28 protein-coding genes and 3 pseudogenes are annotated in these 22,883 nt (G+C 47.2%); 16 read left to right on the top strand and 15 right to left on the bottom strand.

Annotated features, from left to right (window positions below; translation table 11 throughout):
• Nucleotides 1–117: 117 nt before the first annotated feature.
• Nucleotides 118–507, bottom strand: a complete 390-nt coding sequence (locus tag AM1_RS33310) for an AbrB family transcriptional regulator (protein ID WP_012167580.1) — start codon at nt 505–507, stop codon at nt 118–120.
• Nucleotides 508–560: 53 nt separating this feature from the next.
• Between AM1_RS33310 and AM1_RS33305 the strand changes: the two genes are divergently transcribed.
• A complete protein-coding gene (locus AM1_RS33305) occupies nt 561–917 on the top strand; it encodes a hypothetical protein (RefSeq protein WP_238549364.1) in 357 nt (118 codons plus the stop codon).
• A gap of 383 nt (nt 918–1,300) precedes the next feature.
• Here the strand turns inward: AM1_RS33305 and AM1_RS33300 are convergent, their stop codons facing one another.
• The 5 genes and pseudogenes from AM1_RS33300 to AM1_RS42645 form a co-directional block, all read right to left on the bottom strand.
• On the bottom strand, nt 1,301–1,642 hold the full coding sequence (locus AM1_RS33300; RefSeq protein WP_012167576.1) for a circadian period extender: 342 nt from the start codon (nt 1,640–1,642) through the stop codon (nt 1,301–1,303).
• 168 nt (nt 1,643–1,810) lie between these two features.
• Entirely contained in the window at nt 1,811–2,389 is a 579-nt protein-coding gene (locus AM1_RS33295; protein WP_012167575.1) for a class I SAM-dependent methyltransferase, read from the bottom strand.
• 85 nt (nt 2,390–2,474) lie between these two features.
• Nucleotides 2,475–2,873 carry a DUF4259 domain-containing protein gene (locus tag AM1_RS33290; RefSeq protein WP_012167574.1) on the bottom strand — a complete coding sequence of 133 codons (399 nt, stop codon included), beginning with the start codon at nt 2,871–2,873 and terminating at the stop codon, nt 2,475–2,477.
• A 443-nt stretch (nt 2,874–3,316) separates the two neighbouring features.
• A pseudogene (locus tag AM1_RS39295) lies at nt 3,317–3,709 on the bottom strand (NF041680 family putative transposase); the annotation flags it as partial.
• A gap of 354 nt (nt 3,710–4,063) precedes the next feature.
• The gene (locus tag AM1_RS42645; RefSeq protein WP_187152992.1) at nt 4,064–4,246 is read right to left on the bottom strand and encodes a hypothetical protein; all 183 of its coding nucleotides are present in this window, start codon (nt 4,244–4,246) and stop codon (nt 4,064–4,066) included.
• Between AM1_RS42645 and ltrA the strand changes: the two genes are divergently transcribed.
• On the top strand, nt 4,245–5,543 hold the full coding sequence (ltrA, locus tag AM1_RS33285; protein ID WP_012167571.1) for a group II intron reverse transcriptase/maturase: 1,299 nt from the start codon (nt 4,245–4,247) through the stop codon (nt 5,541–5,543). The two genes, AM1_RS42645 and ltrA, sit on opposite strands and share 2 nt — an antisense overlap.
• A 328-nt stretch (nt 5,544–5,871) precedes the next feature.
• On the opposite strand, the gene AM1_RS33280 is transcribed toward ltrA, so the two are convergent.
• Nucleotides 5,872–7,662, bottom strand: a complete 1,791-nt coding sequence (locus AM1_RS33280) for a DUF4158 domain-containing protein (RefSeq protein WP_012167570.1) — start codon at nt 7,660–7,662, stop codon at nt 5,872–5,874.
• 223 nt (nt 7,663–7,885) lie between these two features.
• A pseudogene (locus tag AM1_RS33275) lies at nt 7,886–8,782 on the bottom strand (tyrosine-type recombinase/integrase).
• A gap of 81 nt (nt 8,783–8,863) precedes the next feature.
• On the opposite strand from AM1_RS33275, the gene AM1_RS33270 reads away from it, so the two are divergent.
• A complete protein-coding gene (locus tag AM1_RS33270) occupies nt 8,864–9,346 on the top strand; it encodes a double zinc ribbon domain-containing protein (protein ID WP_012167568.1) in 483 nt (160 codons plus the stop codon).
• A gap of 599 nt (nt 9,347–9,945) precedes the next feature.
• Here the strand turns inward: AM1_RS33270 and AM1_RS33265 are convergent.
• On the bottom strand, nt 9,946–10,359 hold the full coding sequence (locus tag AM1_RS33265; RefSeq protein ID WP_012167566.1) for a hypothetical protein: 414 nt from the start codon (nt 10,357–10,359) through the stop codon (nt 9,946–9,948).
• Nucleotides 10,360–10,701: 342 nt separating this feature from the next.
• Here AM1_RS33265 and AM1_RS33260 point away from each other — a divergent pair, with 342 nt between their 5' ends.
• Complete coding sequence (locus AM1_RS33260) at nt 10,702–11,076, top strand: VOC family protein (RefSeq protein ID WP_012167564.1); 375 nt, start codon at nt 10,702–10,704, stop codon at nt 11,074–11,076.
• A gap of 148 nt (nt 11,077–11,224) precedes the next feature.
• Here AM1_RS33260 and AM1_RS33255 read toward each other — a convergent pair whose 3' ends face one another.
• The gene (locus AM1_RS33255; RefSeq protein WP_012167563.1) at nt 11,225–11,521 is read right to left on the bottom strand and encodes a hypothetical protein; all 297 of its coding nucleotides are present in this window, start codon (nt 11,519–11,521) and stop codon (nt 11,225–11,227) included.
• A 51-nt stretch (nt 11,522–11,572) separates the two neighbouring features.
• The gene (locus tag AM1_RS33250) at nt 11,573–11,812 is read right to left on the bottom strand and encodes a helix-turn-helix domain-containing protein (protein ID WP_041661334.1); all 240 of its coding nucleotides are present in this window, start codon (nt 11,810–11,812) and stop codon (nt 11,573–11,575) included.
• 313 nt (nt 11,813–12,125) lie between these two features.
• Here AM1_RS33250 and AM1_RS33245 point away from each other — a divergent pair, with 313 nt between their 5' ends.
• The 7 genes from AM1_RS33245 (at nt 12,126) to AM1_RS33215 (ending at nt 16,084) form a co-directional block, all read left to right on the top strand.
• Nucleotides 12,126–12,392, top strand: a complete 267-nt coding sequence (locus tag AM1_RS33245; RefSeq protein WP_012167561.1) for a hypothetical protein — start codon at nt 12,126–12,128, stop codon at nt 12,390–12,392.
• Nucleotides 12,393–12,458: 66 nt separating this feature from the next.
• A complete protein-coding gene (locus AM1_RS33240; protein WP_012167560.1) occupies nt 12,459–12,803 on the top strand; it encodes a DUF3768 domain-containing protein in 345 nt (114 codons plus the stop codon).
• 82 nt (nt 12,804–12,885) lie between these two features.
• A complete protein-coding gene (locus tag AM1_RS33235) occupies nt 12,886–13,098 on the top strand; it encodes a hypothetical protein (protein WP_012167559.1) in 213 nt (70 codons plus the stop codon).
• A gap of 83 nt (nt 13,099–13,181) precedes the next feature.
• On the top strand, nt 13,182–13,397 hold the full coding sequence (locus AM1_RS33230; RefSeq protein ID WP_012167558.1) for a hypothetical protein: 216 nt from the start codon (nt 13,182–13,184) through the stop codon (nt 13,395–13,397).
• 399 nt (nt 13,398–13,796) lie between these two features.
• Nucleotides 13,797–13,952 (top strand): hypothetical protein, encoded by a 156-nt coding sequence (locus AM1_RS42640; protein WP_012167556.1) that lies wholly within the window; start codon nt 13,797–13,799, stop codon nt 13,950–13,952.
• 1,523 nt (nt 13,953–15,475) lie between these two features.
• Complete coding sequence (locus AM1_RS43700; protein WP_238549363.1) at nt 15,476–15,637, top strand: hypothetical protein; 162 nt, start codon at nt 15,476–15,478, stop codon at nt 15,635–15,637.
• Between the two features lie 252 nt (nt 15,638–15,889).
• On the top strand, nt 15,890–16,084 hold the full coding sequence (locus AM1_RS33215; protein WP_238549362.1) for a hypothetical protein: 195 nt from the start codon (nt 15,890–15,892) through the stop codon (nt 16,082–16,084).
• A 445-nt stretch (nt 16,085–16,529) separates the two neighbouring features.
• On the opposite strand, the gene AM1_RS33210 is transcribed toward AM1_RS33215, so the two are convergent.
• Nucleotides 16,530–17,999, bottom strand: a complete 1,470-nt coding sequence (locus AM1_RS33210; protein ID WP_012167549.1) for a sensor histidine kinase — start codon at nt 17,997–17,999, stop codon at nt 16,530–16,532.
• Nucleotides 18,000–18,015: 16 nt separating this feature from the next.
• Nucleotides 18,016–18,684, bottom strand: a complete 669-nt coding sequence (locus tag AM1_RS33205; RefSeq protein WP_012167548.1) for a response regulator transcription factor — start codon at nt 18,682–18,684, stop codon at nt 18,016–18,018.
• A gap of 94 nt (nt 18,685–18,778) precedes the next feature.
• Between AM1_RS33205 and AM1_RS33200 the strand changes: the two genes are divergently transcribed.
• From AM1_RS33200 to AM1_RS33185, 5 genes and pseudogenes are all read left to right on the top strand, one after another.
• Nucleotides 18,779–19,114: a hypothetical protein gene (locus tag AM1_RS33200; protein ID WP_012167547.1), complete on the top strand. Its 336-nt coding sequence runs from the start codon at nt 18,779–18,781 to the stop codon at nt 19,112–19,114.
• An 11-nt stretch (nt 19,115–19,125) separates the two neighbouring features.
• A complete protein-coding gene (locus tag AM1_RS42635; protein WP_012167546.1) occupies nt 19,126–19,287 on the top strand; it encodes a hypothetical protein in 162 nt (53 codons plus the stop codon).
• A gap of 49 nt (nt 19,288–19,336) precedes the next feature.
• A pseudogene (locus AM1_RS40415) lies at nt 19,337–20,029 on the top strand (MT-A70 family methyltransferase).
• A gap of 40 nt (nt 20,030–20,069) precedes the next feature.
• Nucleotides 20,070–20,945: a DUF5131 family protein gene (locus AM1_RS33190; protein WP_012167545.1), complete on the top strand. Its 876-nt coding sequence runs from the start codon at nt 20,070–20,072 to the stop codon at nt 20,943–20,945.
• Nucleotides 20,946–20,960: 15 nt separating this feature from the next.
• Entirely contained in the window at nt 20,961–21,329 is a 369-nt protein-coding gene (locus AM1_RS33185) for a hypothetical protein (RefSeq protein WP_012167544.1), read from the top strand.
• A 119-nt stretch (nt 21,330–21,448) separates the two neighbouring features.
• On the opposite strand, the gene AM1_RS33180 is transcribed toward AM1_RS33185, so the two are convergent.
• Nucleotides 21,449–21,934 (bottom strand): SRPBCC family protein, encoded by a 486-nt coding sequence (locus AM1_RS33180; RefSeq protein ID WP_012167543.1) that lies wholly within the window; start codon nt 21,932–21,934, stop codon nt 21,449–21,451.
• Nucleotides 21,935–21,973: 39 nt separating this feature from the next.
• Nucleotides 21,974–22,762, bottom strand: a complete 789-nt coding sequence (locus AM1_RS33175) for a RecB family exonuclease (RefSeq protein WP_012167542.1) — start codon at nt 22,760–22,762, stop codon at nt 21,974–21,976.
• Nucleotides 22,763–22,883 lie beyond the last annotated feature (121 nt).

Here is a 22,883-nt window from a genome sequence, read left to right as displayed (position 1 = left end):
ATCAGGGCAATATCAATGGGTCATAGGCGGATGTCGGGAATAAACTCCTCTGAGGTTATAAAAGCTTTTTCAACTCCCCTGTAGAAGAGAATACAGGGGAGTCTTTTTTCACAATGATTAATCTTCTTCAGTCTTGAGTCTCAAATGAATATGCTTACGCCCCAATGCAATTTCAAGCTCATCTCCCGGTTGCAGCTCCATTTTCTTGGTGTAAGCACTACTGACTAATAGCTTGCCGTTAGATTGTACGCTGATGCGATAGTTGGGTTGACGTCCTCCCATCTTCTTGTTGCGCTTGACTTGTGCATCCAGGTCCATTCCTTCTGCATCTAAGACTGCATTCAGGAAGGCCATCACATTAATGCGTTCAGTGCCACTTTTAGCGATTTTGTAGTAACCACAAGCTTTGGCTTTTTCTTCCCGAGTCAAATCGTTTAGAGCTTTAACTTTAGTCAATAGCGCTTGACCTGCTAAAGGCTTACTTTGTTTTTTAGTTTTCTTCGGCATCTTTAAACCTCACTGTCTACTTTCATCCAGTTTGATAAGCAAATTAATTGCTATTGAGTGTAGGACGAATTCTGGAGGTGGGTCATTTTTTAGATAATTTGCCCACACTAGGAATAGAGCATTGCAAGGCGGGGAGTGATATGGGGGGACCGAAGCAATTCAGTGAAACGGCTGATTCAGATGAGATATCACGCCTGAGAAAGCAACTGACGATCAGTATCAAATTTCACCAATATAAACATCTACAAAAGTTGCCATTAGAAGTTGCAGTTAGAGCGATGGCGGAAGCATGGGAAGCCTGCTACCCAGAGAGTGTACCGCCACACTGCAGTGGTACTTCCACTGCTATTCTTTCTAATGACCAAGTTGCCAAGTCTATTCGAGAAAGCAAATACTTCTCAGGGGCATAGAGATAAACCTGCGCTACTTAGAGTAAGGTAGAATTGCCTGGATCAGGACTTCACGAAATCTTGGATAATTCCTTGGTTTTGACCGTAGACCGTGTACTTGGTCCTTGCTGATTTCCATGTCTGTAGAAGTCAAATTCCAGTGGTGAGCCAAGAATTCTCCCTCCAACTGAAAGCTCATACCATCTTTTAGAAGTGCGATGTTGAGCGAAGGATGCATTGGACATCCCGCATCTAGAAGTCTCTGCTGGCTTATCGGTTAGGGGTATGCCTCTAATTGGATCATGGGTGCTGGGCATCTTAGATATCTCCCCAGGCATATCATTTGGACTTATATTCTCACTCTTATTGAGCCAGATGCCCAAGCAATAAGCAATCGTTTAATTTTACTCACCCAGATAACGATGCCAGAGTTGGGCTAGCTGTAGTGCTTCACCTTGCTTCTCTACTGAGATTTTATACATTTGGTTTGGTCTGCCCTGACCAGGTTGTTTTTGCCAATAAGATAGAATCAGAGCCTCATCAACTAAGAAATTTCGGGCAATATACAGAATGTGATCTGACACCCGATAAGCTGGATGCTTAGACTTAAGATATTGGCTTATGGCTGTAAAATCGGAGTCACCCAAATCGATTAGTACAGACAAGATAAAGCATGCTGCTACTTCTTGACACAGTTTGGTAGGAGGAGGGTTTTTGAAGTACTCAAAAATGTCTTGAAATTTCATCAATTTTTCCTCCTGATGATGAAGGATATTTTCGAGTCCGACAAAACATTCAGCAGCAATTAGCGTGAGTAAGCATTTCTTGAGCATGAACCCATGGATTGAGCGTAGCAAGTATTATGCATTGATGAACAAGAGCGGTATGAAAGATAAAACCTGAGTAACAGTGATTCAGAGGTGGACCGCATGGGTTGATTTGCGAAGCAGGATATAAATAGAGTCCCCTTTCCTTATCTCTTGGTACTTCTGTATCTCCAAGAGTTCAAAACGTTTGCTAATGATTTCATTTAAGGTTTGTTCAGTGTAATAGGTGCATATTGTGTCGTGAAAGTCTTCAACGTGGCTCCCATACCAAAAGGAGTGCATGAGTATTCCTTTATCGCTTAAGATTCGATGTTGTTGCACCAACGACTTTTTCAGTTCGAAAGGGGTCAACTGATAAAGGACTTTGTTTGAATAAATGCAGTCAAATTTTCTGACAGTCTGTAATGTGAGTGCATTTAGTAAGATTAAATCAGCTTTAGGAAATCGTCTGAGATAGCAATCGAGAAGGTCTTGAGAGTAATCAGAGCCTGTGGCGACATAAGATTGACTCAATAGATTCAAGTCTTTGCCTGACCCCATTCCTAGCTCTAGGAGTGACGCCCCTGGAGCAAGATAAGTTTTTAGCTTTTGGATAAGTTGTGCCCCGGCATTGTCATTTATAGGGATATCATCATCGCTATTTTCTGGTTGGTCGTAATCGTCCACAACAATACTCCCAAAGCCCCATCTTAGGGGGTGTATTGAACAATCGCTTAAGTCTGTAGAAATCTTTAGGAGTCATAATTCTTCCTCAGTATGGCAGTCTAGACAGCATATCCTCCATCGCTTCTTCCCATTTCTCCCATTCATCTGAATCTTGCCACATTTCCTTGAGTCCAGATTCAGCCAGAATTACCTCGATGGCTTGTCGAGCCTGGGCAATCCTCGTTGCTGAGGGGGCTGGATGCCCCTCTACCCATATCTCGATTTCCTCTGGGCAGTCCTCATGGGAATTACCTAACTGTGCAGCAACTAACTCTGCCGCCGCAATGGCAACGGAGCAATCTAGAGGTTGTGGGTAATCATCGGCTCTGTCAATGATGGTGTTGAGGGCATCAATGATAGGGCCATCGTCTGAGTAGCTCTCTAGCTCTGCAACCCAGTCTATTGCATCATCATTCTCAAAGCTCCCTGGTCCCCATGTGCCCATTGAAGTACTCTGGTTAGCTTCAAGGACAATTTACCGTGAGAACAAAGGATAAGCCAAGGGAAGCGGGAGTGTAATCTTTATATGTCTACGATATTTATTAATAATTTATTCAAGATCCAGTCTTAGAGAAACTGCAAGTTGATGAAATCAACGGGGCTAAATTTGTGATCGTCGTATGGCAGGAACAGATTTTTATACCATTAAATGGTTTAATTAAGCTTGCAATCTAGTGGTGTGGTCATCTATGTCTCTGTTAACGCTAGATAAAATCGAACAACTTCAGATCCAATTGGACCGATGTACTGATCTTAAAACCGCTTCGACATTTAGGATTGCCATATCAATTGGAATTTAGACTAAAAAGAAGCTTCAGCAGAAATTATCACGCGAGCACTTCTCTCGCATGATCGCGATATTACGAGACTAAGATCGGAAGCATAGGCGGCTACCTTCTCCGTTTTTGGGGGCTTGGATGCTCTTTCCCTTACTGTTGGATAGCGAGGTCGCGGAGTTCTTTTTCTGCCAGTCGTCCACCCCGGCGACTTTCCGCGAGGTTTGGGGTCAGGTGCAGGGGAACCAATCCTTGCTAAAAGTGCAGTAATAGAGTCAGCAACCCGTCCTGGAGATAGTGAGTCAACCTTTTTTTGCCAGGGTAGTGGCGTATCTTCGACGAGGGAACGCGCCAGCCATAACTGCCAGGTGAGCAGGGGCATCAGATCCGACCAAGCTTCCATTTGCTCTATGGTTGAGGGTTGGGGAACGGTCCAATGGAGACGCTGGCGGACAAACCGATACCAATGCTCCAGCGCAAATCGACGGAGATACTGTCGCCACAAGGCCTAAAACGACCGAAGCTGCGATATGGGGCAATTTAGGTGCGCCGAGCAAAGCTCGGCTTTGTCCGTGAGGTGAAAGTCCTCACCCTAGAAGCCTTGGCTAGGCACTAAGTACTGAGTGTTGCACTGTTCCCGGTAACGAGGGGAGTGAAGCGTACACAAGGAGGTGATGGGCCGCAATGCGTAAGCGTGAAGGGATTGAGCCCCGTTATCCCCAATAACTGTGGATGCCGACATGTTCTAAATCATGGAAGGCAAAACTTAAAGAGCCAATAGCCATGGCTCTAGCAGGTCCACCGGGGTCAAAGACCGTGGCACGTCACCAAGGCAAAGCTGGGAACTCGGGAGATCCCACTAACTCCTCCCTTGTGGGGGTAAGGCAGCACAACTGGCAAACCAGGAGGAAGCCTGATGGTTAATGGGAAGTCGGATGTCCTCATAGTAGTGAAGAAATGGAGTAACGCCCATGGAGCGAAGGGGGACACATATAGTCGCCCGTCCAACGGAAACGTCATCTACACGCAGAGGTGGACTCATGGCGGAAACAGGAGTTGAACGGATAGCTAGTCGGGCTCGTAATCATCCAGAGGAGCCATTCACGGCTCTGATGCACCACTATAGTGTGGAAAATCTGCGAGCCTGCTTCGAGTCGCTGGATGGAAACAAAGCGCTTGGAGTAGATGGAGTGACCAAGGCGGAGTACCAGGAAAATTTGGAGACTAATCTCCAGAATCTACACCTGAAACTACGCCAAATGTCGTATCGACCCCAACCGGTGCGTCAGGTAGAGATCCCAAAAGAGGATGGCAGTATGCGTCCTTTAGGGATCAGCTGTACGGAAGATAAAGTAGTTCAGGAGATGACCCGTCGGATCCTAGAAGCGATCTATGAACCCGTGTTTATCGACACCTCATATGGATTCCGCCCAAAGCGGAGCTGCCATGATGCTTTAAGGCAGCTAAATAGGGAAGTGATGCGTAAACCCGTAAATTGGGTCGCTGATATCGATCTAGCCAAATTCTTCGACACAATGCCTCACCAGGAAATCCTTTCCGTATTGAGTATCCGAATAAAGGACGGGAATCTTCTGCGTCTGATAGCACGGATGCTCAAAGCGGGCATACAAACACCTGGAGGCGTGGTGTACGACGAACTCGGAAGTCCTCAGGGCTCAATCGTCTCCCCTGTGATTGCGAATATCTTCCTCGACTACGTGTTGGACCAATGGTTTACCAACGTAGTGAGACATCACTGCCGAGGGTATTGCGCCATTATTCGATACGCAGACGATGTTGCGGCTGTGTTTGAACATGAAGAAGATGCCATTAGATTTATGCGGGTACTGCCGCGACGGCTGGAGAAATATGGCTTACGACTAAATACAAAGAAAACCCACTTGTTGGCCTTTGGTAAAAGAAATGCTCGGCGCTGTTTCCAGACTGGGCAACGTCCATCAACCTTTGATTTTCTTGGGTTGACCCACTATTGGGGCCGGAGTCGCAAGGGGTATGTCCGCATGAAACGTAAGACATCAAAGAAACGGCTACGTCGCTCCCTTAAGCAACTAAAAATGTGGTTGCGGAAGGTACGCAATATCTATAAGCTTCCTGTGATCTGGCGAGTAGTGAGTTTGAAGTTGTGTGGGCACTTTAACTACTTTGGAGTGACCGACAATAGTCAATCTCTGTACTACTTCAGGCGAGAAGTCTACAAGCTGCTATTTAAGTGGCTCAATCGTCGCAGTCAACGGCGAAGCTTTTCATGGGGTGATTTTCTGCACTATGAAGCATGCTACCCATTACCACGCCCCAGGCGATTGGTTTCTCTCTATTGAACCTGACAAAGGCTATATGAAGAGGCTCGTGCGGGAAAACCGCAGGCGGGCTTCTGTGGGGGGGAGGCTCTCAACAATATAGGGTCAAATCTTGTGACACTCCTGAGCCGAAAGGAGGGAGAAACAGGGAATACAAAGCAGACCTAAGTATTGAAGAGGTCCTCTCTACCTGACTATATTTGTACTTAAATGAGAGACTATTCTGCCACTATTGCCGGCAGCTTTCCTTCACCACATGGAGTGCTTTTGGGGCTTGATAGGCCGTTCAACAATACGGACAGAATCGATGCTTGAGCAACGTCATTGGCCCATCTCAGCTTCGGTCGTTTTAGGCCAAATTAACGCGCAGGTCCGTTTCCTTGAGGATGTCCAACAAGCTGGTCATTGGCCAGCGTTTCGCCACCTCCTGTTTCAGTTTGTGGATATTACTGGGTTCCTCTTGAGCCGGGTAGGGGGTAACACTAATCCAGCCGTTACCTCGGGACAGAATATTGACCTGTGGATCGTTGGGGATGCTCGTATTTAAGGAGGACAGAGCTGCCGTCATATCCAGTTTCAGTTTCGTGACGAAGGCTTCAGCATCCAAGGGTTGGTTGAGTTCTAAATAGTACTGCTCTCGTTGAGCTTCAAAATCTTGGGGTAAATCCGTATCAGGATTCCCGTAGCGTTTGGCACCCATCACCCACACTTCACGACAGCGCAGTGTGTCTCGCAGCGTTTGCAAGACACAGATTTCATAGTTGACGCGGTTGACCTGGTCTTGGCCTTTGGAATTGGATTCGATGACGAGCTCGCGCCAACCGCTTTTTAGGACACCAGTGGTGATCACCTTTTCATCCTCAGTGAAGTATCGCTTTCCACTGCCCTGATACTGCCTGAGCAATTCAATGGCCTCAATGACAGGGCGATGCTGCTCGTTGTTGGAGTGAAAATCCAGGGTCTCCAAAATGGCCGGCACCATCCGCCGATAGTGATGCAAATAAGAGGCTCGAATCTTGACATTCACTTTTTCTCGGTAGGTAATGCCGGTTCGTTTTCGCTCCTCAATTACGTTAGTCAATTTATCGGGACTAACGACCGGAAAGATCACCTCTTTAACGGGTTGATCTGGATTGGCTAAGGCCGCTTCCGCAATTCGGTATAGAAGGGCCTCTTTATTATTGACGCGTTTGAAATTAGCGATCAGTTCTCGCTCTACACGACGCTCGGCACTGATGCTAAGACGATGGATGGTCTGGACTAGCAAATCGACTAGATTATCAGTGATCTCTTTTTCGCGTTGATAACAGAACGAAGCAATGAGAGTGTAGCGAATGGCCTTTGGGTGGCGGCGTAGGCGTCCCGCCAGGTCGGCTGAGGCTCGACGCCGATATTGCTCAATCAGCTTAGGAGAATAGGAGGCAAATAGATCTGTAGGCAGCTGAATCTGTCGGATACTTTGCAGCTTATCGATTTCATTGAAGAGACTTTTCAGGCCTAGACGCCCCGGATCTGACTTGAGACGGTTGAAGTCGGACTGCCGGAACTGACTTTCCTCATGGTCTCGGGTGAATTCTGTTTCTAATAAAGCATCCATCCTTTTTCGAGTATCTGCTGGGAGTCGTGCCGCAATTGTTTGGCAAAAGTCCTGTTCATGGTTGTGGGCAGCTGAGCTGATAAGCCGGGTCAATTCTTTGGGGGAAGGGGGTTCAAGCTTAAGGTGACGCAGACGTTGATAGGCTTGCTCTCGAATCGCATTCAAATGGAGCCCCAGAGGCATCACTTTCTCTTTGAGCCAGGTCATCAATGACTTCTTTTCGGGTTGCTGGGTGGGACGACATCCGAGAAAGGAACGGATGATAGCTCGATGCTCCTTGATAGTCCGGCCTTTCCATTTGTAATCAACCAAGCTTTGATGCGTCAGCTTTAGTTGTTTGGCAATGAACTCCACGACGATCTGAGGAATCTCGCCCAGGTGCTTGGGGAAGCGACCTTCAAGTTGAAAGAATTTCAGCAGCACAGCAAAACCCAGCTGGTTATGCTCCGTGGCGTTGGTCTGATAGTTGGGAATAAGCTCCAACTCATTGGGCAACAAAATGAAGGATTCAATCAGTTCATCCGGCTGCCATTGGCGCTTCATATCGCTTGCTCCGCTTACCACTCCCTCGCGACAAGATAGCGGATTTTGCAGATGAATCCAAAAGTGTGTGTCCCGCTATTGCTGTAGCTCTTAGCAAGGATCCCAGGCTTTTAAATTGACTCATAGTCTGCACTTGCACAGTACTGTCCATACTCTCTAAATTTGGCTCTATTCTTGTATAGACATGGATAAGGACAATTTCTCAAGAAATACTCAACTCTCCTTAAAGGGTGGTTTGAGAGAGTTTATTGAAGGCTCTTTGAGCTGCGTGTTGTGCTTGCTCAGAAGTGACTTTTTGGTAGCGCAAGGTTGTCTGAATACTCTGATGCCCCATTAAGGCCCTGAGCTCTTCTAGGGCAATGATGCCCACTCTCTCGGTGGCAAATGTATGGCGCAGATCATGGAGCCGAATTCCAGCTAATGCTGGATGGCCTTTGATGAGCTGCTTCCAATTGTGGTGGGCACTCCGATAACTGAGTCGATTCACCTGGCCACTTAAGTATTGCTGTGCGGTAAACAGCGCTGGAGATCCGGGGTGCCGATACCCTGCCAAGTATTTCTGCAAAACTTCTGCTGCATCTTCGCTGTAAAAACACCACCGTTGTCGATTACCTTTGCCAATCACTTGAAACTTGCGCTGTTCCAGATCCAGTGCTTCAAGGTCTAAGCTAAGTAGCTCAGAAATACGGGCACCGGTGCGATGGAGTAAGCGGACAAGAGCTGCAGTACGAGCATCTTTGCTGACCAGTTGGTATTGCAGCTGTAGTTGGTCTGGGGTTAGGTATCGAATGATCTAGTCTGAGTCATGCTCTCCTTTAGCAGGATCTGGCTTACGCCGTTTCATACGGGTCATTGGATTAGACCGCAGGTATCCTTGCTCAACTGCAAAGTTGAGGAGTGCTTGTAGGATGGCTTGGTGACGATGATGAGTCTTGAACGATAGATGGCTCAAGGAATTGAGATATTCTTCTAGGGTCTGTCGGTCGAGTAATTCTAAGGACCACTGACCATATTGTTGAAGCAAAGGCAATAAGGTGAATTCGTAGGAGCGAACCGTGCTGGCAGCTAAGCCAGGGCGATCTAAAAACTCGGTTGTAACCATTGCCAAAGGCTTGGACATGATGATCTTTCTGTTAAGTCTTAAGGCTCCAACAGCCGCATGAAGTATACCTCTGATGAATGATTGATGAGTAAGCTTGTAATGCAGCGTTTAGAATCTAGCTCGGTTCCACAAGCTGGAGAATCCTTGGGTGATTATGTCCATCGTCTCCGAACAACGCTCGGTTTGTCCCAAAAGGAAGTGGCGATAAAGGCAGGGGTCCATGCCCAAAGCTATGGCAAGCTAGAACGCAATAAAACCAGTTCCTTGAATCGGAAAACGAAACAAGGATTAGCAGCTGCCCTCCAAATTCCCAGTGATTATCTTGATGCGGTCTGTCGTGGAACGGTGGTTAGTCCCAACCAAGGGATTCGGTTTTGCCCTCACTGTTGGCGGCCGGGAACGCCTCCAGATTCAATCTGGCTTCATAGCCGTGCTCAATACTGCTATGTTTGCGGTACGCAACTTCGAGACAGATGTGTCAATTGCAATGAACAGATTGCGTCTCTCAAGCATCGATTCTGTCCGTATTGTGGAACGGCTTATCAAGCCCTAAAAGCGCTCCATGTGGAGAAGGAGGGCTGACGGTAATTGTGACAGAATCGCCTCTCATTTAAGTACATATATACTAAATTGCCCCATATCGCAGCTTCGGTCGTTTTAGGCCTAAGAGTGAGCTTTGGGGTGTCTGGGGTTTTCGCTAAAGTCTTGGTCTTGTTATTTGCGATGGCCGGAGGCCGGTCGAAGACCATCGCAATCCCAATACCAGGCTACAGACCAACTCCTTGTCCTTGCCCCTTTCACTGAGAGATTGGGTGAGTGCATCAGAGAAAAGCACTTGAAACCTTTTTGTAGACTGAATTGCCATTTTTGTGGTTTTTAACTTCTATGCTCAAATACCGGAATTTCGGTGATTGATTTTGGTAGTACCGAGGTAGCGATGTTTGCATAAAAGACTGACAAAACCCCATAAATGTAGCAAGATTTATCTCTATAAAATAAAGTTGATGATCATGAAAAAGAAAAGAGTAAACCAGAGGATACCGATAATGACATAGATGGTGTTGTTCATGACGAAACCTCCTAAATAGCAATCGCTAATCATGGGCTAAGCACACATCAATAAGCCACTGAAGCAACTGAGACGATTCTGCTTCAGACTTTCCCTGAAAACCTTATTTCAATCATAGCTTTTGGGGCTGAATAACTTGAAGGTCAATCTCGCGAATCCAGACGTTACTGAATTCTTCAAACCCAGCCCCAGGTGTCATGTCAGGGATGATGCTACCTGCTCTCTGGGCAGTAAACGCCTTTCGCCACAACTCCCAATCTTTTTGGGAGGGGGAATGAATGTCATCACAATACACTGACCAGCTTTCTTGCTGAACCTTGGAACGCTGGATCTGAAGTCCAGTTACTTGTACTTGAATCAGGTTTTCATCGATCAAGTCTTGGATGAATGCAGGATGTTGACTCGGTGGTTCATGCTGACCCGTTACAGGAAATTCATATGAAAGATTAATGATTTCATTGGGATGTTTGATGGCGATACTAAGCAACTCCAACTGTTGTGGCTCCAGTAATGGGATGCAAGTCATGGCTTCGGTCCAGGGATATTGGAGCCTAGGATAAATGATGTGGAGAGAATTCTGTATCTACCTAGAAGCTGAGATATCTCAATGATTGTTTTAGTAATTTGTTGAAGCTGGATTCGCGATCGCATCTTTGATGCCACCATAACCGAACTCGCTCACACCACCACCCGAACCCCCACCAGGGGATCTGTGGGTCTGCTGAAGCTCCAAAGACAGATCCCAAGCCTACCCTAAGACAAGTTCAGGGGTAGACTTGGGATTGTTTTAGGCTGGCTGATACGGGTTGTGGTGTCCTAGTATTCCATTAGACGGTGTTGGTGTCAGCAGTTGATAGAGTAATTGTAGGTGAGTAGCTTGTTTGAGTATGTTGCTGAAGTCATGTATTTTGTCTCTGATCGCTATGCGGCAGCAGCGTGGTATTCATCCTTGTTTGACATTGAGATTACCTGGTTAGAGAATTTGGAGCACTTCTTTATAAAAGTTGGCAATCATGAAGTATGTTTTCATCAATCGGATAGCAAAGTGCCATCAGGAGCAGCGGGACATGTTGCCTATTGGCAAGTTGCAGATTTCGGTGTGGTACTTGAACGAGCACTCAATTTAGGAGCCAAGCTCTATCGTGGCCCATTAGATCGACAAGATGGGAAGTATATGTGCCAGGTGATGGATCCTGACGGGAACTTGATTGGCCTAATCGGTCCAAGCCATGAGGAGAACTGAGACCCAAGCTCCCTCACACCCCCACCCCCCGAACCTCCACCGGAAGATCTTTGGCCCTGCGGAAGCGCCAGAGGAGAACCCCGGAGCTTCCTAGGACAAGTCCGAGAAGTGGGCTGTGGGGGGTGTTATGAGTTTTTGGAATGTTTTCTTAGCTGCTAGAGTCGCGGCTCATCAGGTAGTCAAGGATTCTGTCTTGCTTCTCTTGCCCTGCTGCTAGCGAACTGAGGATTTCCTCCTGTCTCTCTTGGCTATTTTGTATTGCAGTAACAGCATTAGCAATAACCTCTTGTGTTTGTGCTAGCTGCCCTTGTGTTTCTGCCAGTCCAGTTTGGACATTCTGCAATCTTTCTTGCCCCTGGATCAGGACTTGAATGTCAGCTCTGTTGTTGGCAACGATATCGGCGAGGCGGTCAAGCCTTTCATCGGTCCATCGCTCATTGGTCATTGTCAGTTATCCCAATAGTTATTCATGAAGTAGGTCTAAAAATTCACCGAGTTATTCGTCAAACTTAATTCCAAAATCAACCCCTAAGACTGACTCAATTTTTCTCAAAGTCTCTTCAGGCAAGAGTTGCTTCTCAGATTCAATGCGATACCAATTGGTGGCACTCATACCAGTTGCCCCACAGATTGCACTGAGGGATCTTGGATCATTTTCCCTTGCACTTTTGATGCGGTCGCCTAGTCCAGGAACGCTTATTTCTTGGGTTCTAACAACTTTCACGCCAGAGTACATACCGAATTACCTTTGTTTAAGTGTGACGTACAACGTAATAGATGTCTAATCTAGCAAATTACTTGACACGTTAGACGTATAACGTTATATTTATAGTATATCAAAAGGAAAGGAAAGCGCCCCGAAAGGCTTCCACCGAAATAGTCCAGAGACATGATCTTCTAGGCAGAGCACAAGGTCTTCCAGACTGGGTAAAGAAGCTAGAAGAAGCAATCAAAGGATAGAGACAAAACTTTCATTAAAAGAGCCGCTGGACATTCCGGGCAGGAGACTCCAGCGGCTCTCCATGTAAACCCTCTACGAGGTTCACGACATGACTGTAGCACTTCTGACTCCAGAGCAACGATATGCTGCTCTCTATCCCAAGACTCGGAAGTTCGATATCACCATCGATTTCTACCCTGGCGTGAGAGGCGGCGGCAAAGAAATCGACCTAACCATCGAGCTTCCCAGTCAGGCCCATGTGACCAGTCGCCAACAATGCGAACGGTGGGTAGAAGAAAACTATCCTTCAGGTCGCCTGATTTTTGTTCAGCCTATATTCACGACTCAGCAGTTACTGGCTGAGGACGAATTCTAGTCCATCCACCACAGGGGCACCTCTTGCCCCTGCCCCGTCTCAGGAACATTCAGAGGACACAATCTTATGACCATTACAGAAGCAACCCAAGCCCCCACTATTGCCCAGCTCAATGACCGCTTCCGCCAAGGTGACCATACCCTAGGCCAGGTCTACACGACTCAGCTTGTTCAAGGTCTTTCGTCAAAGGAACAACAAGAACTCTTCCGATTGGTCCGCACGTTCGATGAGTTTACGAAAGATAATGACCTGTGGAAAGAGCATGATTACGGGAGTGTGGAGTTCAAGGGTGGAAAATACTTTTTCAAGATTGACTATTACGCGCCGGATCTGATCCACGGTTCAGAAGACCCCACTAACACAGCCATCACCACCCGAGTGATGACCATCATGCACTCCAGTGAGTATTAACGTCTTCCGTCGCACCCTGGCTTGCGGGCTAGGGCTCTTCCCATCTCAGATTGGTAAAATGACAATAACCAAGGAGCTTACGATGACAGCATCTGACCCTGATCGACTTGACCGCATTGAAGGGTTACTTACTGGCTTTGGTGAGGATTTGAAAGCGCTCAAAGAGCAATCTATCAAGTCAAACGAAAGGGTTGAACTCTATCTAAAGGCTAGCCAGCAGGTGGTGAATCTTGCTTTTGGCTTAATTCTGACTGCGGCGTTAGCAATTATTATTCCAGTTGTCACTAACCGCTAGTCCCGACAACAAACAATATTACTCCTAGCACCCTGGCCTTTTGCTGGGGTGTTTTCCCATGTCCTTTTGACGGAGCAAGACCCATGCCTCCTGAAATTACCTACGCTTACGTCTGGGTCGATGACCAAATCAGGGTTGATGCTGCTGTGGAGTGCGGCAAACGCTTTGAGGGTATTGCCTGGATTCTTGAACCGAATTCAGAAAATCCTTGCCTTCGCCTTGATAATCCCCTTGGCATCAGGGCAGCCCAGACCATCCTGGATCGGACCAAGGTAGGGTTTGCGGCTCCTACGGCTTGATGCCAGCTTTTCGTCCTTTTCTCTGATTGGTTGAGAACTTGATTAATATGTGGCCAAATTTACCACATGATTAGGTCTAGAAATGTAGTCTAATACCTAACAATAAGTAGCATTATCTAGTATTTAAGCCTCAATACTTCATTTTTGAGTTTCTTCTCTCACCGATTGGGTTTGTCACTCGATCTTCGGTTACTCCCTAAAACCCCGGCTGCTCCTGTCCGGGGTTTTCTCTTCTGAAATATTGGTGGGATATCTCCCAGCCTTGCAACCCAGTCAACAGCACCCCCCTCCCCCCCCAAACCTTTCTCTTTCTTGTCTTATCTTTGCTTTTTCCCTCACACTTGCTGCTCCTTGGTTCACTGCCGGGGGGCTTCCTTCTGAATCACCGGAGGTAATCCCATGAAAATCCACATCGCCAAAATCGAAGTCTGGAATGGCCGCTCCTTCCAGTTGATTGATTTCCAACAAGCCCAAACCCAGGAAAGCCTTGGGGCGGTCATCAGGGAGTACGTGGCTGCGATGGGGTTGAGGTTAATCTATTGGTATGAGTCTTAGATTCAATTATTAGATAAGACATTGGATATCTTATCCAAAACGATGAAACTCATCATTCTAGATAAGGACGGAACTCTCACTACCCCCAAAAGGGCAAGAAGTTTGTGCAAAAACCAGAGGACCAAATTTTACTTCCTGGTGTTTTGGATGCCGTGAGATGGCACACCTTACAAGGGCATATGCTTATCATCGCCTCAAATCAGGGAGGTGTATCAGCAGGGTATAAAACGATTGCGGAAGTGATCTTAGAAATGAAATATTGCTTACATCTACTCCGTGGGATACAGTCAGCCTAATTTTGTCCTGATTTTGAGGGCAATCAATGCTGGCATGTGGAACGGCAGAGCAGTTCTCAAGTAGAGGTGCTGAGGTTCAGGGGCAGAATGCGAAAACCTGGAGACGGAATGATTCAGCAAGCTTTTGAGTTGTTCTGGGCAGAGCAACCAGATGATGTCAGTGATTGCCAGTTGGCTAAATCTAGGATGACCTGGTGTGAGGGGAGAGGATGCAATAGCTGTGGAAAAGGCGACTCATATTTAGAGAATCACCCAAGTAGGCAATAGTATTTTTTGAGATAAAAAACCATGATCACAAGCCATCGACTCTATGATCAGCACATCGAGCAATGTAGGGATTGTGGCAGTTACAAACCTGTAATGACCATTGAAATCTTGATGATTGTGGTCATGTTTAACTGCTAGAAGGCTCTAAGAATATCCGCTGTAAATCAGCGAGTGAGGGAAAGTGATGAGGCTAGATTAAAAAAGACAGCTTCTTGCTACCGAAGCTGTCTAAAATCTGTTCTGAAAAGGCTGTGAGAGTGGATAGCCTCTCTCACATTTCTAAAGGTGAGGATACCCTGATTAAGATAAATAATGACAAAGCTGGGGTAAAGGTCTTGGACTCCCTTTGGATAGGGAAAGGGCAGCCTGTGGTGATTGAGATTGCCCAGCAATAATTGCCATTCATAATTACTTGTGAATTTAACACAGCCTAAATGCTCTGAGGGCGATTTAAGCCATAAAAAAGGCAGCTCACTCAGAAAGCTACCTTTAGAAACCTGATGAATAAGACATGTGCTCAGGGTTCCCTTACTAGGTGGATTCCCAACATTCCAGGTCATAGAGCTACCGAGGTATTTCTTGAAAAAGGCGATTCCCATACCTGAAAACTGCCTTTGACAATGAAATTCATTTGTCCCTTGCTCAAGGAACAACATAGCATAGTGCATTCCCCTGGCCTGCCACGGCGATGTCATTAAGTCCTACTTGGAGTTGAAGCACAAAGAAGCTTGCAGATAGGGCGGTCTTGAGTCAATCGAAGTAATAGGAAAAGGCGATTCAAGGTGGGAAGAATCGCCTCAAGCTAAATCATTGAAATTTGCTTGCTAGGAGAAATTTACCATGTTTATGAAACTAACTGTGCGACCCATTGAGGTGCCGCTGATTCGTCGTTGCCATAGTTGTCATCAATTACGATTTGCGATGGTCTCCGACCGGCCTTAGGCCATCGCATCCCAAGTCTTGATCCACAAATCCTCTGGTCGCCCCTACTGTCGTTGGCTTTGTGAAGACTGCGGCAAGGTACGGGGAATTTATCCGACACCAGAATACCTGAAGAACCTTCGAGAGATGGACGAAGGAGGCGAGACGGAGGTGGGAATGAAGGTCTTGGCCCAAGTGTGAAGACGTGTTCTCTCTCCTTTAAATAAAGGGCAACCCACCGTTAAGGGAGTTGCCGGAGAAGAATACATCTATATTTTATCTGCTCAATGTCTGCCAGATTTGGGTGAGCCACCACAACAAAATTACGACTTCAACAGAAGGATGAAGTTGCCACCGCTTGCTTATGAATAGAAATAGGAGACAGCCCCATGATCGAAGTTCTGGAATTGCAGGAAGTGAGCTGTGATTGGATCGGTGGCTTGTAAGGTTGCTATGCCCTCGGTCATCACGACTCAGTTGTGTTTGCCCTGGCTGGCTGTCGATCCAGATTGTCCTGCTGAAGTTCATCAGGTTCGCCATGAGTTTTGGTTGGAGTACTTCCTAGAACCGGACAGTGATTGCATCTGCTTTATAAAATGCACTGCAGATATTGAGGGTTCGTTTGCCGTCACCTATCTCGAACTTTAACGGTAACCACAACCCCAATTAACCAATTGAATACTGGAGGAAAATCCCATGAGCGATTAAGTGTACTCGCCTCAGCATCATCTGGTGTACTTCCTCGGAACACTCAGGAGACAAAACGGCACCCGTCTCAAGGTGTTCTCGACAGTCTCCAGACAGCACGTTCTGATGATTTCCAAGGACAAATCCGGGAAGTGGAGTAAGAACTTCACCACTGTCAGAATTATGGATTTACGCCCCGCTCTTCGACTCAAGTTGTGTTGTTAGGGGCAGGATCATGAGTACCACCCAAATGGTCTTGCCTCTCCAAGTACCTGGTGCCTCGACGCTCCCTGATTTGTCCACCTATGACCGTATCTTGGTTGCCTTCTCGGGTGGTAAGGACTCTATCTGCTGTCTGCTCAGGCTACTGGAACTGGGTGTACCCAGGAGAAAGATTGAACGTTTTTCATACCACAGTGCTATTTTGGGCAGAGAGGGGCAGCGTAATTCTAAAGGTAGAGCCGACACCTAGTTGACTCATCAGCTCAATTTTACCTCCGTGGGCTTTGGTAAAAGCTTGAACAATGGCTAATCCCAGGCCGGAACCTTCCGATTGGCGTTGGCCTAAGCGAGCAAAACGGTCAAAAATTCGCTGTTGATCTTCTAGAGCAATCCCCTTCCCAGTATCCTTAACCCAGAAAACAACTTGAGTAAGGGTTTGTTTACAACCTAACTCAATGGTTCCTGTGGATGGGGTATGTTGGGCAGCATTTCTCAGGAGATTGAGTAGGGCTCCTGTCAGCCTCTGACGGTCACCCATCATTGAGCCAGAGCATTTCAGGGTGAGCTGCCAATTGTGCTTTGCTATGGCTTGGGCTTTGGTATGCAAATCGTAGATGAATTGCTTGAGATCAATCATTTCATATTGAAGAAAGTCGGGGTGTTCAGACTTGGCTAAGGCAACCATGTCATTCACTAACCGACCCATCCGATCCAGTTCATCTAGAACCAGTTCAATCGTTTCTTGCTGTTCTTGGGGGTCATCTCCAATCAGTTCCAGATGCCCGCGAATAACTGTAATCGGGGTACGGAGTTCATGGCCCGCATCGTTCACAAAGCGACGCTGGCTATTAAAACTATCTTGAAGTCTATCCATCATCGCATTGAAGGTTTGGGCTAGGTCTGACAATTCTCCTGACCCCTGTGGGGACAAACGCAGGTCTAAATCAGATTCATTAATTTTGCGAGCAGCAATGGCCAGCTCCCGAACAGGTTTGAGTAACCTCCCTGTCGCGAACCAAGCCAACAAGAGAGAAATACATACAACCCCTCCTTCAATTAAGGTGAAGGTATAAACGCTGGCTAAAGATTCTTGTTGCTCTCCTGCCGTATCATGAGCAAGCACCATAATTCCTAGTTGTTCACCATCTACGATCAGCGGCTCTGCTTTATAAAGAATGTTGCCTAGATCCGTATTTGCTGTCTTCCACTCTCCTCGACTAAATTGAGTCACAGAGGCCCATTGTTGATAAAGCTCAGACCCTGGCCGCATTGGTTCCAATAATCGCGGTGGATTTGAGCGATAGAGATCTTGATCAATGATAAAGATGAAGAAGCTATCATCTTCGGGGATTTGATTTGATAAAAACTGATCTGCAAAGTCTTCTAGATCACGCTTCGTTTGATTGGGTTGTTGTTCCCAATCGGTATAGGCTTCCAGGAAAACTTCTCTGGCTCCTTTGAGATCACTCCGCACTCGTCGAGAAACCTGAGCTGTAACCAAGACCTGAAATAGAGGAATTGCCAGTCCTGTGAATAGACTCAGCAGGACAACGTACATCAGTAAAATACGTGTCCGGGTTTGGCGAAAAAAACTTCCCCATAGTGAGCGATTGGGAATAATCAGTAGATGTTTTTGCTGTTTGGATATTGCCATAACGTCTTCATCTAGACTAAGCATTTAGCCGATACCCAACCCCTCGTACAGTCTGAATCAGATCGTCACCCAGCTTTTTGCGTAGATAGCCCACATAGACATCCACAATGTTGGATCCTGGATCATAGTCATATCCCCAGACGCGATCTAGAAGTTGCTGGCGACTGAGTACTTGTCCCGGATGTTGGAAGAAAGCTTCAGTGAGAATAAACTCCCGGGCAGGTAGTTCAATCCACTGATCATGGACTTTGGCTTTACGAGCCCGTAAATCTAGCACCACATTACGAGCCACCATCGTCAGTGGTTGAGAGGTTGATTGATGGATATTGGTTCTCAGGCGAACACGTACCCTGGCAAGTAACTCTTCAAATCGAAAGGGTTTAGTCATATAGTCATCTGCCCCACCCTCAAGGCCAGAAATCTTGTCTTGAATATCATCTCTGGCGGTCAAAATAAGGATGGGTAATTTAGCCCCATGTCCTCGCAAATCAGCTAGAACTTCAAGTCCGTCTCTATCCGGCAATCCCAGGTCTAGTATTAAAAGATCAAATTCACCACTCGCCGCGAGGGATAGGGTTGCATGCGCATCACCGATGGTAGTAGTGGTAAAGCCATGGCTTTTTAGACCTTTCTCGATAAAAGATGCAATCCGTGGTTCATCCTCAGCAATAAGAATATGGGCCATCGGTATTCAGCAGTGACACGGCAATAACTATAGAGACAGTGGTGGTAATTACTCTGGTTCCCTTGAAATAAATTGAAAGGTAATACGCTGGGGAGTGCAGGTTCATCCTGCCTATTACCTGGGCTGGGGGCGGCTGAGCTGCCAGTTCTGTATCTTCGGCTCTCCCAACCAATGGGCTTCCAATCTAGCCATCTCGCCAGAACGCACAGAGCGACTGCACCAGTACGAACAAGTATTTCAGCACACTCTCGACAACAAGCTTTCCATTCCTGAGTTGGCATCTAAGGGCAAGGTCAATGACGCTATCCACCAACATCCTGACCAGCTCTGGTTAGCCCTGAGCCAAGAATACACACTACCCATCCTCGTTGACCCGAATGCCTGGACTCTGGCTGCGGGTGCATTTGGGGAGGATGCAGGACCGACTTAAGGAGATTAGACATGAAATTAGAGAACAGCTTTCTGCATCGGATTGTTCAGGCCGTCAAGCGAGGTCTTACCCCCAAGCCTAAGCAGCAATGTCGTGCTTGTGGCGAATGGTTCAAGTCATCTCAACTAGACCCCGAGGGGTTTTGCCGAGAATCCAATCGGTGGGGAGCTTAGCGATGGAAACTCACCTTATGAATAGCTACACCTTTCTCTGGTGGCTTATATGGCAATCAATTTACTTCGGCATGTTTCTTTATCTCTTCCTCAGGTATGTCTTGAGCAGCCACCCATGAAAACTAAGTACGCACCAACCGACAAGCTCGGCCAACAGAAGCTTGCCATCACGCTCAACCTCATACCCAATACGCCACCCCTTCCCGTGGGTGCATTCTCCCTGATAGCGGCTGATCCGCCTTGGAGCTATCACCTGAGAGAAAGCGACAAAACCCACCGGGGGCGGTGCCCTTATCCCTCAATGACGGATGAGGAAATCATGGCAATGCCCGTGAGTTCGATTGCTGCTCCCGACTCCTATCTGCTGCTATGGACGACCAACAACCACCTGCCATTGGCCTTCAGAGTTATGGAGTCCTGGAGGTTTGAGTAAAAGGCCATCCACACATGGCTGAAGGTCACAAAAGACCTATTCTGCATACGATTCGGCGTAGGGCATTACGGTCGAAATGCAACTGAACATATTCTCATAGGCCGCAAGGGTAAGGCCAAAACCTTTACCGCCCTTGGATTGACTAATATTCCCACCGCATTCCAGGCTCCCTTTGGTCAGCACTCTCAAAAGCCTGAAGAGTTCTACCAGATGGCGGATCGGCTAGGTGATGCCTTGGGCGGCCAGCGAATTGAGTTGTTTGCCCGGTGCCCTCGTCCGGGTTGGGAGTGTTGGGGAGCGGAAGCATAGGGATGAAGCAAGCCTGATAAAAACTTTTGGAGAAACAGACATGACCACTATCGAATGGACCGATCACACTATCAACTGTTTGGTGGGTTGTACAAAGGTTAGAGCCAAAGGTGCAAAAAGCAGCGGCTGTGAACATTGCTATGTGGCCAGAGCTTCCAAGTCAGGGCGACTGCAACAGTTCTCCCAGTACCACGGTGTTGTGGATGAGAAGGGGAACTGGACGGGCCAGGTGAACTTTGTCCCTGATCAACTAGAGAAACTATTCAAGTTCCGCAAACCGACCCGAGTATTCATGCCCTCGATGTCTGATCCGTTTCATTCAGCGGTTAAAGACGAGTGGTTGGATCAGATTTTTGCTGCAATTGCCCTCAATCCCAAAGTCACAATTCAGATGCTGACCAAGCGGCAAAAACGAATGCGGGATTATCTAAAGACTGCCAAAAACAGAATCCGTCTTGCCGCTGTCGATAAGGGTCGATCCGCCAATATCAACCACAAGGTATTAGCCGACCTTGAATCGTATCAGTGGGATTGGCCCCTATCTAATCTTTGGTTAGGCGTATCAGTCGAGAATCAGAAAGCCGCAGACGAGCGGATTCCTTTACTCGGGCAAATACCAGCCGCCATCCGGTTTTTGAGTTGTGAGCTGTTATTGGAAGCAGTAGACCTTAATCTGGCATCATCGTCTCCGATCTGGTGCATTACCGGGGGTGAGTCTGGCTCAGGCGCTCGGCCTTGTGATGTGGCTTGGATTCGCTCCATTCGAGACCAATGCAAGTCAGCCAATATCCCCGTGTTTATCAAGCAGCTCGGCAGCAATCCCGTGGGGGTTCCCAAGCACTGTTCTGCAAAGGGTGGGGATGCTGAGGAGTGGCCCAAGGATCTTCGAGTGCGGGAATTCCCAGAGTTTGGTTGATGGAGGTGACAGTGGATGATGAGCGACGACATCGAAGGGTGGCGAGTAGGACTGAAGTCTGAGACTCAAGTCGGCATAGAATCTCAGACTTTGGAAATATCTGGGCCAGGAAGCTTGAAGATCGAAATCCAACTCTTTAAGACTTCAGAAGTTATCGTTGAGGGCTTTGCGAATCTGGAAATGGCCCCACCCAAGTTTTTTGAGTTGTCCTGTATGTTTTACGACTCGGTGAACAAGTGCAAGGTCTGTCTCAACTATTACTTCACCGGAGAACCAGAAGCATACCTAGTCGTGGGATGCGCTCATTGGGTGATACCGTGCAAGTTTGCACAGAAACTCGTGCATGTTTTCTTGCTGGGAGATGCTAGTCGTAGGTGTTTATAGGGTTTATTGGTTGATCGATCAAGAGTCCCAGGCATATTTCCTAGCTCCCTCTAAATCACAGCATTGCAACTGCGACTGAAGGGCATCATCAAAGCTTGCATGATCTTTACTTCCAAAGCTTAGGAATCAGCCATCTCCTGACAAGTTACCTCTGTATCCATCCTTTGGCTTAAACCTTGGGCACCTTGTCTCATGGTTGCATTGTGATTCCACTCCATGAGTGGTTTAAGCAGCAATGCTAGTAGATTCATCCAGAGTTTGGTTGTCACTACAGTCCAGTAATAATGGACACGAGTGCCTTTAGGTATGGATTGAAGTTCCCAAATTCCTTTTCCCTCCACTTCGCCGCTTGCAATTCCCTCAATCAGTATTGGCGGTTCAATGCGAACTAAACGAGTTTTAAAGCTTAAAGCATAGGAGAGAGGAGTTTTCCAATGATATTCACGGATATTGCCAATCCCCTGTTCATCCCCTTTTTCCAATTCAATAACACTTTGGACAGCAGGCCACCATTGAGGCCAATCTTCAGAGTGAATCAGTTGCTCCCAAACGTCCTCAATAGGGGCATCAATGTCCCAAACTGTAATGAAATTGTAGTGTGCCATTTTTTTTAGATTCTCATCTTTGGATGACTAAAGTGTTGATTACAATCCCAACACTAATTGAACCTGCCGCGCTTCTTTCGTCCCCTCCGGTAATGGCTCTGGCTTCTCGGACTTTGCAGGACAGTACTTCTGATATCCACAGTGGTTGCAGTATTCCCCAACTTCCGGTTTCCACTCATCATCTGCTCTGAGCTTTACCGCGATATCCCCGATCAACTCCCGTACCTGCTGGTGATGATCAGGCGTCACATCAAACGTAACTTTCTGCCCCTGCCGTAGATAAATCAGACTCAGCGTTTCCAGTGCCTCTGGGTAGATCTGCTCCAGAATCAAAAAGTACAGTCCTAGCTGTAGATCTATTCCATCAGATGGGCCAATCGTCTTGCTCGTTTTGTAGTCAATTAGCTCCAGACCATTATCGGTATAGTCTAAGCGGTCATAACGACCTGTGATGGAAAACTCGATATTGTTCACCTGGAAGCTGGCCTTGATCTTGCCCTCGACGCCAAGCGGCTTGCGGATCTGAGGAAGTGGGGCAACGTATTTCTCGTAATAGATCTGCAATGCCATCCACCCCTCATGAATCTGGGCTGGTTTCAGCTCTCCAGTATGTGCCTGCCAGCAAACGGCGAACCAATCGAGGGAAGGCAGGGGGTAACCGTAGTTCCAATCTTTGTAGATATCTGCGAGAGTTTTGTGAAGGGCAATCCCAAAGGCAGGCGAACCGAAGGCAGAGGGTGAAGAGAGTCCCCGCTCATATCTGAAGTTGTAGGCTTTGGGGCACTGCTGGTAGGTGATGAGTTTGGTGGCTGAGAGGGGATAAGCCATCTGGGGCACCTGGAAAGGCTAGCTCCATCATAGATCGGGCTTTCTATCACAATCGGAATTATACAAGGCATATAATTGAACTTGTAACTATTCTCAGTCTTCTTTTGGACTAATCATAGGA

The sequence above is a fragment of the Acaryochloris marina MBIC11017 genome (assembly GCF_000018105.1).
Lineage (GTDB): Bacteria > Cyanobacteriota > Cyanobacteriia > Thermosynechococcales > Thermosynechococcaceae > Acaryochloris > Acaryochloris marina.
Note: the sequence above shows the minus strand (reverse complement) of the source record. Positions and strands in the feature narration are given on the sequence as shown.

Excerpts from the sequence above, each read along its gene's own strand:
- AM1_RS33310 (WP_012167580.1), bottom strand. The coding sequence starts at position 507 with ATGCCGAAGAAAACTAAAAAACAAAGTAAGCCTTTAGCAGGTCAAGCG.
- AM1_RS33300 (WP_012167576.1), bottom strand. The coding sequence starts at position 1,642 with ATGAAATTTCAAGACATTTTTGAGTACTTCAAAAACCCTCCTCCTACC.
- AM1_RS33290 (WP_012167574.1), bottom strand. The coding sequence starts at position 2,873 with ATGGGCACATGGGGACCAGGGAGCTTTGAGAATGATGATGCAATAGAC.
- ltrA (WP_012167571.1), top strand. The coding sequence starts at position 4,245 with ATGGCGGAAACAGGAGTTGAACGGATAGCTAGTCGGGCTCGTAATCAT.
- AM1_RS42645 (WP_187152992.1), bottom strand. The coding sequence starts at position 4,246 with ATGAGTCCACCTCTGCGTGTAGATGACGTTTCCGTTGGACGGGCGACT.
- AM1_RS33280 (WP_012167570.1), bottom strand. The coding sequence starts at position 7,662 with ATGAAGCGCCAATGGCAGCCGGATGAACTGATTGAATCCTTCATTTTG.
- AM1_RS33270 (WP_012167568.1), top strand. The coding sequence starts at position 8,864 with ATGCAGCGTTTAGAATCTAGCTCGGTTCCACAAGCTGGAGAATCCTTG.
- AM1_RS33265 (WP_012167566.1), bottom strand. The coding sequence starts at position 10,359 with ATGACTTGCATCCCATTACTGGAGCCACAACAGTTGGAGTTGCTTAGT.
- AM1_RS33255 (WP_012167563.1), bottom strand. The coding sequence starts at position 11,521 with ATGACCAATGAGCGATGGACCGATGAAAGGCTTGACCGCCTCGCCGAT.
- AM1_RS33250 (WP_041661334.1), bottom strand. The coding sequence starts at position 11,812 with ATGTACTCTGGCGTGAAAGTTGTTAGAACCCAAGAAATAAGCGTTCCT.
- AM1_RS33245 (WP_012167561.1), top strand. The coding sequence starts at position 12,126 with ATGACTGTAGCACTTCTGACTCCAGAGCAACGATATGCTGCTCTCTAT.
- AM1_RS33240 (WP_012167560.1), top strand. The coding sequence starts at position 12,459 with ATGACCATTACAGAAGCAACCCAAGCCCCCACTATTGCCCAGCTCAAT.
- AM1_RS33235 (WP_012167559.1), top strand. The coding sequence starts at position 12,886 with ATGACAGCATCTGACCCTGATCGACTTGACCGCATTGAAGGGTTACTT.
- AM1_RS33230 (WP_012167558.1), top strand. The coding sequence starts at position 13,182 with ATGCCTCCTGAAATTACCTACGCTTACGTCTGGGTCGATGACCAAATC.
- AM1_RS42640 (WP_012167556.1), top strand. The coding sequence starts at position 13,797 with ATGAAAATCCACATCGCCAAAATCGAAGTCTGGAATGGCCGCTCCTTC.
- AM1_RS33215 (WP_238549362.1), top strand. The coding sequence starts at position 15,890 with ATGCCCTCGGTCATCACGACTCAGTTGTGTTTGCCCTGGCTGGCTGTC.
- AM1_RS33210 (WP_012167549.1), bottom strand. The coding sequence starts at position 17,999 with ATGGCAATATCCAAACAGCAAAAACATCTACTGATTATTCCCAATCGC.
- AM1_RS33205 (WP_012167548.1), bottom strand. The coding sequence starts at position 18,684 with ATGGCCCATATTCTTATTGCTGAGGATGAACCACGGATTGCATCTTTT.
- AM1_RS42635 (WP_012167546.1), top strand. The coding sequence starts at position 19,126 with ATGAAATTAGAGAACAGCTTTCTGCATCGGATTGTTCAGGCCGTCAAG.
- AM1_RS33190 (WP_012167545.1), top strand. The coding sequence starts at position 20,070 with ATGACCACTATCGAATGGACCGATCACACTATCAACTGTTTGGTGGGT.
- AM1_RS33185 (WP_012167544.1), top strand. The coding sequence starts at position 20,961 with ATGATGAGCGACGACATCGAAGGGTGGCGAGTAGGACTGAAGTCTGAG.
- AM1_RS33180 (WP_012167543.1), bottom strand. The coding sequence starts at position 21,934 with ATGGCACACTACAATTTCATTACAGTTTGGGACATTGATGCCCCTATT.
- AM1_RS33175 (WP_012167542.1), bottom strand. The coding sequence starts at position 22,762 with ATGGCTTATCCCCTCTCAGCCACCAAACTCATCACCTACCAGCAGTGC.